This is a genomic window from Clostridium sp., assembly GCF_051654825.1.
Lineage (GTDB): Bacteria > Bacillota > Clostridia > Clostridiales > Clostridiaceae > Clostridium.
This window is the reverse complement of the sequence record NZ_JBOFYU010000045.1, coordinates 1-3,305: the sequence shown is the minus strand read 5'-3', so window position 1 is coordinate 3,305 and position 3,305 is coordinate 1. Positions and strand designations below refer to the sequence as shown.

The following is a 3,305-nucleotide window of genomic DNA, read 5'->3' as shown; positions in this document are numbered from 1 at the left end:
TAATCTAAATTATTAGGATTAGGCATATCCGTTAATCCATCTTCCTTTTTTATATGGCTTATGGCATCTACCCTAAATCCATCAACACCTTTATCAAGCCACCAATTTATCATTTTATAAACTTCTTTTCTTACATCTTCATTCTCCCAATTTAAGTCTGGTTGCCTTTTCGTAAATAAATGTAAGAAATATTCTTCTGTATCTTTATCATACTGCCAAGCTGATCCCTTAAAAATACTTTCCCAATTGTTCGGTTCAGCTCCATTATTACCTTCTCTCCATATATACCAATCTCTTTTTGGATTATCTTTTGATGATTTAGATTCAACAAACCACTTATGTTCATCACTTGTGTGATTAACAACTAAATCAATTATTAGTTTCATTTCCCTCTTATGAACTTCTTCTAAAAGATTATCAAAATCTTTCATTGTTCCAAAATCATCCATTATATCTTGATAATCACTTATGTCATACCCATTATCATCATTAGGTGACTTATACATAGGGCAAATCCATAATACATTTACTCCTAAACCCTTTAAATAATCTAACTTCGAAATAATTCCATTTAAATCGCCTATTCCATCATTATTAGAGTCATTAAAACTTCTAGGATATACTTGATATCCTACTGCTTCTTTCCACCACTTTTGCTTCATATTAATCCTCCATTATACATCACCATTGTGCAACCGTTTGCGTAATTGCTTAAAAGATATGTACAGCTTTTAACTGTACATTCTATATATTATTTACTTTCTAATATTGCTAAAGCTGCTGCTCCTAGCACTCCAGCTTTTCCTCCTAGCATTGCTTTTTCAATTTTTACATGCTCTGCAATTGTTTTTAAACATCTATTGTCAATTTCTTCTCTTACTTTATCAAAAACAATTTTTCCACCATTACTTACTCCACCACCGATTACTATCACATCGGGATCAAATATATTTGAAATATTAGCAGCTGTAATTCCTAAGTATGATAAAGCATTATCTAGTATTTCCTTTGCTACTCTATCTCCTTTTTCGGCTTCTACAAAAACTTCTTGAGCTGTTACTTTTTCATAATTTTTAAGTGAAGTTTCAACATTGCTAGCTACAGCTTCTCTAGCTCTCTTCATTATTGAAGTCCCTGACGCTAGTGCTTCTGCACATCCAGTATTTCCACATCCACATCTTGGGCCTCCAACCATTACTGTTGTATGACCTATTTCTAGTGCATTAGCTGTACTTCCTCTAAATAATTGTTTATTTAAAATTGCTCCTCCGCCAATACCCGTGCTTGCAGTAATAAATATCATATTATTAGTTCCTTTTCCTGCACCAAACATAAACTCTGCTAATGTTGCTACATTTGCATCATTATCTAAATAAGTTGGAAGCTTAAACATATCTTTTATAGGTTGTACAATATTAAAGTTTTCAAATGGTAAGTTTGAACTACATACAATTATTCCATTTGCAACATCTAATGGTCCCGGTGAACCTACTCCAATAGCTCCTACTTCTTGAATATCTGTTCCAGCTAAAACATGATCTATTGAATTTAATATTTTTTCTAATACAGCTTGTCCGCCTTTTTCAGCTTCTGTTTTTACTGTAATTTCTTTTTTTATAGTTCCTTCTAAATCAACTAATGCTGTGTATATCTTAGTTCCGCCTAAGTCAACACCTACTACATATTTCTTATTCATGTACACCCTCCAAATATTTTAATAATAAGCTTATAATTTTTATCTCTCGTATTTCTTGAATTTAGTATATCATTTACAGAAATTGTTTACAAGAAATAAAAAGTTCATTTTAAGTCAAATTTACTAATTATTTTGATTTATCATTATCATACTACTTAAACATCTTTAATTCTTGTGCAACCGATTGCACTAATTAAATAGATAAGCATTTCTGCTTATCTATTTAAAAATGAATCTCTTTCTATCAATTCAGTATCAATTATATAGTATTTTTTTTCTTGCTCTCTATCTTCCAATTTATTAATTAATAGCTTAGTTGCATAATATCCTAACTGTTCCGAATTTATATCAACGGATGTCAATGATGGAGTTTGATATTGGGCTAATGGTGTATTATTAAAACCAGCTAAAGCTATATCTCCTAGATTCATTTCATTTAAAAATCTTTGAACTCCAAATGCTAAAAGATCATCTGTTGTAGCTATTGCAGTTAACTTATTCTCTTTTAATATTTCCCTTGCTGCTATATAGCCTTCACTTTCAGTAAAATCCTTCATTTCCAAAATTAATTTATCATTAAAATCTAGTCCTCTACTTAGCAAAGCCTGCTTATATCCATTAAATCTATCTTTAGATACATTTAAATGTCCTTTTCCACCAATGAATCCAATTTCCCTATGTCCCATATCAATAAATCTTTGAACCAAGTTATACATAGCTTGAAAGTTATCATTATCTACCCAAAGTGTATCTCCTATATTTTCAGGTCTTCCTATAACTACAAATGGAAATTTCATTTTAGTTAAATTATTTATGTAATCATCATTATCTTTAACATTTAATAAGCATATCCCATCAACAAGCTTACTATCTGTAAATTTTTTTATCCAAGCCTCTTCTTCATTATCCTTTTCTTTAAATGCATACATAATATAATAATTTTCTTTTTGTGCGCATACACTTATTCCCTTCATTGCTTGAACAAAAAAAGGATTTGAAAATATATCTTCTGCTTCTTCTGGTAATACTACTGCTAATATTCTTGTTCTTTTATTAGCCAATCCTCTTGCTATTACATTCGGTGTATAATTAAGTTTCTTTATTGCTTCATGCACTCTCGCTTTTGTTTCTTCACTTATTCTTTGACTACCAGATAATACTCTAGATACTGTTGAAGTAGCTACATTAGCTTCTTTTGCTACATCTTTTATTGTTACCTTCATAAAATTACCCCTCAGTTCTTAACATCTTATTATAATATTACCTAATATACTCTATTTTAATATAAAAAAAACATCTAACTTTCGTTAGATGTTTTGGCGGAGAAACCGGGATTTGAACCCGGGCGCCAGTTGCCCGACCTACGCCCTTAGCAGGGGCGCCTCTTCAGCCACTTGAGTATTTCTCCATGTGCCCTACGTTTATATTAAATATAAAACTGGCGGAAAGACAGGGATTCGAACCCTGGGTACCCGTAAAGGTACGCCGGTTTTCAAGACCGGTGCCTTAAACCAACTCGACCATCTTTCCATACTTCGTCTCTCGACAAGTATTATTATATCAACTAGTTATTTTTATGTCAACCTATTTTTTAACTTTTTTGATATAT

The 3,305-nt window shown here is 31.4% G+C and carries 3 protein-coding genes and 2 tRNA genes; all 5 read right to left on the bottom strand.

Annotation, left to right across the window (positions count from 1 at the left end):
• Window positions 1-662 (bottom strand): alpha-amylase family glycosyl hydrolase (locus ACRDBA_RS02880; protein ID WP_438571429.1); only part of this gene is annotated, 662 nt, incomplete at its 3' end.
• A gap of 89 nt (window positions 663-751) precedes the next feature.
• Window positions 752-1,696, bottom strand: a complete 945-nt coding sequence (locus ACRDBA_RS02875) for an ROK family protein (protein ID WP_438571428.1) — start codon at window positions 1,694-1,696, stop codon at window positions 752-754.
• Window positions 1,697-1,911: 215 nt separating this feature from the next.
• Window positions 1,912-2,919: a LacI family DNA-binding transcriptional regulator gene (locus ACRDBA_RS02870; RefSeq protein WP_438571427.1), complete on the bottom strand. Its 1,008-nt coding sequence runs from the start codon at window positions 2,917-2,919 to the stop codon at window positions 1,912-1,914.
• 94 nt (window positions 2,920-3,013) lie between these two features.
• Window positions 3,014-3,104: transfer RNA gene (locus ACRDBA_RS02865), tRNA-Ser, on the bottom strand.
• A 31-nt stretch (window positions 3,105-3,135) separates the two neighbouring features.
• Window positions 3,136-3,226: transfer RNA gene (locus ACRDBA_RS02860), tRNA-Ser, on the bottom strand.
• Window positions 3,227-3,305 lie beyond the last annotated feature (79 nt).